Below are 5,313 nucleotides of genomic sequence, written 5' to 3' on the forward strand. Positions count from 1 at the left end.
TTACCGCCAGCGGCGACGGCGAATCCGCCACCGCCATGGTCACGGTCACCGTCAACGACGTCAATGAGGCGCCCTCCATCGACGTGCGCGACGGCGAAGAAGTGCCGGGGCACGACGGCGTAGTCTCAAGCCTGACGATCGAAGAGAACGCCATGCGGGCCGATGCTCCGCCCCTGGCGCTGATCGAAGTGATGGATCCGGACGCCGCCGATGCCGACATGCTCACGGGTGATGCCGGCGTGGCCGCCACTTCGGTGAGCGACGACCGCTTTGCCGTGATCCTCGATCCCGAGAACGGCCTGTGGCTGCACCTGGCCGAAGGAGCCAGCCTCGATCATGAGGCCGGAGCAGAGGTCATGGTTACCGTCACCTACACGGACAGCGCCGGCAACACGGCTGACGCGACCGTGACCGTAATGGTCACCGACGTCAACGAAGCTCCGATGGCGGTCGGCGAAGTCGGCAACGTTCCCGCGGAAGCGGGCAAGGCGCTGAGCCATGAGGTCGATCTCATGGCGCTATTCAGCGACCCGGACGGCGGCGACTCGATCGAGAGCTGGACGCTGAGCGGCGGACCGGACTGGCTGGAACTGGTTACCCGGCAAGACGACGATGGCATGACCGGCATCCTGCAGGGCACACCGCCCACGACAGGCGCGGGCAGCGCAGCCGAGCACATGGTCACGATTACCGCCACCGACAGCGGTGGCGAAACGGCGAGTTTGAGCTTCTACGTCGTCGTGGACGACGGCAACGACCGGCCCACCGGTATCAACCTGATCGACGACGGTCAGTCCGTCGTCGAGGTGGAAGTGACCGAGGGCGATGCCGGCGTGGTGCTGGGGGAAATCAGGGTTGAGGATATCGACAGTCCGCAACATCCCTACGGCCAGCACTTGATCACCGTGAGTGACGACCGCTTCGAGATTCGGGAGGAGGACGGCCGCAAGTGGCTGGCTCTGAAGGAAGGAGAATCCCTGGATCGCGAAAGGGAGAGCGGCGAAGTATTGGTAACGCTCCGCGCCATCGACCGAAACGGCGAAAAGGACGAGGACGGCGATTACGAGGGACACCGGTCCGATCCGGTTACGTTCGCGGTCGTCATCAATGACGTGAATGACGCTCCTCGGGCCGGCGCGATCGGCAACTGGTGGGTCACCGTCAACGAGGGTCTTGAGAGGGAAGACGTGGGCGACGGAGACTGGCTTAGCTTTTACCTGGAGACTGCAGGCGACAGATTCCCCGCCTTTACTGATCAGGACCTTAACGCGGGCGATGAGCTCACGTATTCCATTTCCATGAACCGTGGCAACTGGCTCCAGATCGATGAGGAAACCGGCCAGATCACCAACATCGAAGGCGCAATCCCGACGCGGGGCGTCTATCGCGTGACCGTTACGGCGACCGACGAAGATGGTCAATCGGCATCCAAGTCCTTCAATCTGAACGTGGCCCTGTCCCGTGCGGCGGACGATGGCACCCTCACGGTTGACAATAGCGCGCCTTATATCCCGCGGCCGACTGAATTGGACTACCGCGAAGGTTCAGGTGACCAGAGAGTGGCCGATTTCCGGGTGACCGATGAAGATCAGGACATACCGGACCATCAGTTCGCGCTCAAGGAAGTAAAAATCGTCGCCATTACGAGCAACATAAGCGGCGATCCGTACAACGTGATGCTGCGTGACCACGATGGCGACGATGCCGATAACGATGGGCTTATTGACAGCGGCGCCAATGCAGGACAGCCGGCAACTCCACTGGGCCTCTACACGGCTGCAGCCACTGCGGCGAACCCGGCAAAGGGCTATGCGGGGGCGTTCGAGTTGTCCGATCCGATCAAGAGCGGCAACAGCTGGATTTACCACATTGAAGCTGTTGATACGGATCCCAATCCGTATTCGAGCACGTTAACGGGGCTGCTTAACCACGAGAGAGTTGCTGGAAGGTTCGAAATCACAATAAAAGTCGCAGCAATCGACGGTACGGAATCGACCGTACTCGAACTCGCCGCAGACGGCAGTGTAACAACCGATTCAGACGGCATCGTGGCCGTGAATGAGAACGCAGCAACCGACGATATCCGGATTGAAATATTGGACGAGGATGAAGCACCGGCGGCGCCAAGAGCCAGCAGTGCCGCAACTGCGCTTGTCCAGAACTCGGATTTGCAGGTCGATCAGGCCGCAGACAACGTCAAGTTGCTGTACATCAAGCTCGAAGATCTTTGGACTGACGATCGGGATAGTGACGCTCGTTTGGAGTTCGGAGCCTCCAGATCGGGGTCCTGGGTGGACATCTGGCGCCGCCCGGCCGATTGGAGCGACATCGCGCCTGGTCGGGATGGTGATGCAGCCGATGCTGCCGACAACGTGCCTTGGCCGGGTTCCGGTACAACAGTGACGTTCGACGGTACCGACTACGATTTCGCGATCATCGGCGACAACGATGATGAACCTGGCACTGGAACCGAGCCGGATCAAATGGTGGTCATCGTCGCAATCGACCGCACGGAGCGGAACAACCAGGGCGACGAAGCCAGCTTTACGCTCACAGCTACCGATAACAACGGCAGGGGCAAACAGGGCGAAAGGACATACGACATCACGGTCGTGGATCAGAACGTCGACGTTGACGAAGGCGCCGTCACGCTTACCGGTAGCGCCCGGCAAGGCAGCCGGCTAACGGCCAACTTCAACGACAACAGGGATCCCGATCTGGCCGGCAGCGCGACACCTGCTCTGGTGTTGTACACCTGGTTCCGAGTGACGGATGACGGCAGCGATCCGGACGATTTGTCGGACGATACGGTTGTCGTCATTTCTCAAGGCACCAGCAATACCTATAGCCCGACCCAGTCGGATGTGGACAGCAAGATCAGGGTGATTGCGAACTACTACGACGTCCCCATTACGGAGCGCACCAATGACGATGCTGCCTCGCGGGCCCAACTGGTAGGCACGGCGTTTAACGATGGAAGCCCGGCAACTCCAACCGGCTTGGACGAACCTCTCAACGTGGCGACCACCTCACGCGTGGTCAGCAACACGCCGGATCGGGGCGCGGCGGATATCACCATACTTGCCAATTCGGATGCTCTGACGGTCTCGACTGACGGGCTGCGCATTGTGGACGGCGACTATGATTTCAATGCCAATGCTGCGGCCAGGCTGGTGTCCGATCCTTCTGCTGATGCCGATGGCGATCCTGACCCCGCCAATCCGATCGTTTCCTTCGAAGTCTCTTTGAATGGACGTGGTGGGTGGACACCGGTAGATGACGATGACGTCTCCTTCGACTCTACGACAAACACGACGTCCTTGAGTCTGGATGACGACGCCGAAGGGAAATACTACCGGGCCGTGGTGAACTATAACGCTGATACCGGCGCCAATTCGGCCAAGGAAAGGGTCGTGAGCGATCCGATCCAGGTGTCGGACTTGCGCGACGCTACGGGCGCTCCTCCGCTTGCTGCAGTCACCATTACGGGGAGCCCCAATCCAGGCGGAACCTTGCACGTGGATGTCAACGCCAACGTTACGGTGCAGTGGCAGATACGGGAAGACGCTGGAGCCTCTGGAACCTACGATTGGGTAGATATTCCCGGGGCGACCGGTAGTTTGCGCCTGACCCAGGCGCATGCCGGGGAAAACGTTCGCGCTGTGGTTTCCTACCAGAGCCGCGATCCGGACAGTCCGGGCGTGACGGCTGTTGTTGCTACGCCTACCCAGGCTATAGCGGGAACTCCATCAAATGTCCGTCCGGTCCAGGTGGATGATTATGAGATCGAAGCTAGCGTGGGTGGAACGGGACATGGCTTCCTGGTCATTTCGCCCGCGGGACACAACGCTGCGATCGAGCACACCGTTCCGTTGGGCAGTCTCTTTCAGGATCCCGACACTCCGAACGTTCTGATCAGCTATGTGGCGGAGGCCTCTCAGACGGATCCCAACCTAGGTGCCAATACTGGCGCGGCGGGAAGTACTACCTACGTATATGAGCACGCTGGGGGCGTGTTGATATTCGAGGCGAAGAGCGGGAAGCTGACCTATCTGAGCGATCAGTACCGTGGCCACGATGGCAACCCTGATACCGACGGCGACGGCAGTCCCGACGGTGACGGCAACACGATTACGCTGGAAGTAAGAGCGGACGATATTCCCGGTCCTGACGGCCTGACTACGGGTGGAAATACGGGCGGTGCGGCCGACATCGTGCTTCGGATCAATGTGGCGCCTACAGGTATCACCTTCCGAGCGGATGAAGCTGACAACACCAATGACGCGAACAACGCCGAGCTCGGCACAGCCAATTTCTTCACCGCATACGGCATCAGGGCTCTGCCCCAGATCACGATCACGGAGAATGACTTCGAAGGGGGCACGCAGTACAAGGGCCCAGGCGATCCGGATCAGGCTCCGCTGGCCATCCTCGACGTGCAGGATGAGAATCTCAGTGGGTCCGCCGCGGTTCGAGGGCACAAGTTCGGCGTCCATGAAATCACCGTGAGCGGCGATGACCGGTTCGTGGTCTCGAAGACCGGCGGCGATGACCCCAATCGGGATCTGGACAGCGACGGAAGTACCTGGGAATTGCATGCAGTGAAGGGCGCGACCTTCGACTATGAAACGGACGACATGGATGGCAATCCACGCAATGGCATTCAGATCGTGCTGACCCTAACGGCCACCGATGGCGGCGGCCTGAGCACACCCACGCCGAACACACCCAATTGGCTTTACGAGTTAGGTGCGAGCACAGGGGTCCTCGCGACTCCCGGGCCTGCCAGCACTGATCCCACTGCCTTTACTGCTGCGAATTTCCACGCCCTTGTGCACCTCCCGATCCAGTTGCTGGTCACTATTGCCAATGCCGACCAAGCAGACGAGAAGGACCCCCAGAGACCTCGAGGGCCGGAGACACCGGGCTTGAAGGACGATGCCAGCGATAACGACAGCAACGACGAGACGGATGGCGCGGACGACGACACCGACGGAGGCGGCGGGGCGCCTCCGCCTCCGGGAATGTCGCTGGGCGGGATCATCGAAGACTTCATCGACAACATGGACCAGGGCGAACAGGACCTGCTCGACGATTATCTCCTCACAATCGACGACGGGCTTGATATCCTCTAGTCCAACCAGCAACTAGCGTTGCGGCGAGGCGGGCTTGATGCCCGCCTCGTTTTTTGTACGGCATTCGCCAACAAATTCTGTTTGACTCCGCGGGCGCCCGTGCGCTATAACCGCCATCGGAAGGAACGGCCCGCCTTGCCGCTCCAGGGAATTCGTAAGGAGTACGAAAATGAATCAG

Annotated in this window: 1 protein-coding gene; it reads left to right on the top strand. The window is 60.2% G+C overall.

The features are described from left to right. Positions 1-101 precede the first annotated feature (101 nt). Entirely contained in the window at positions 102-5,135 is a 5,034-nt protein-coding gene (locus tag F4Y00_11230) for a hypothetical protein (GenBank protein ID MYE05525.1), read from the top strand. Positions 5,136-5,313 lie beyond the last annotated feature (178 nt).

The organism is Bacteroidetes bacterium SB0662_bin_6 (assembly GCA_009839485.1).
Taxonomy (GTDB): Bacteria; Bacteroidota; Rhodothermia; order Rhodothermales; family VXPQ01; genus VXPQ01.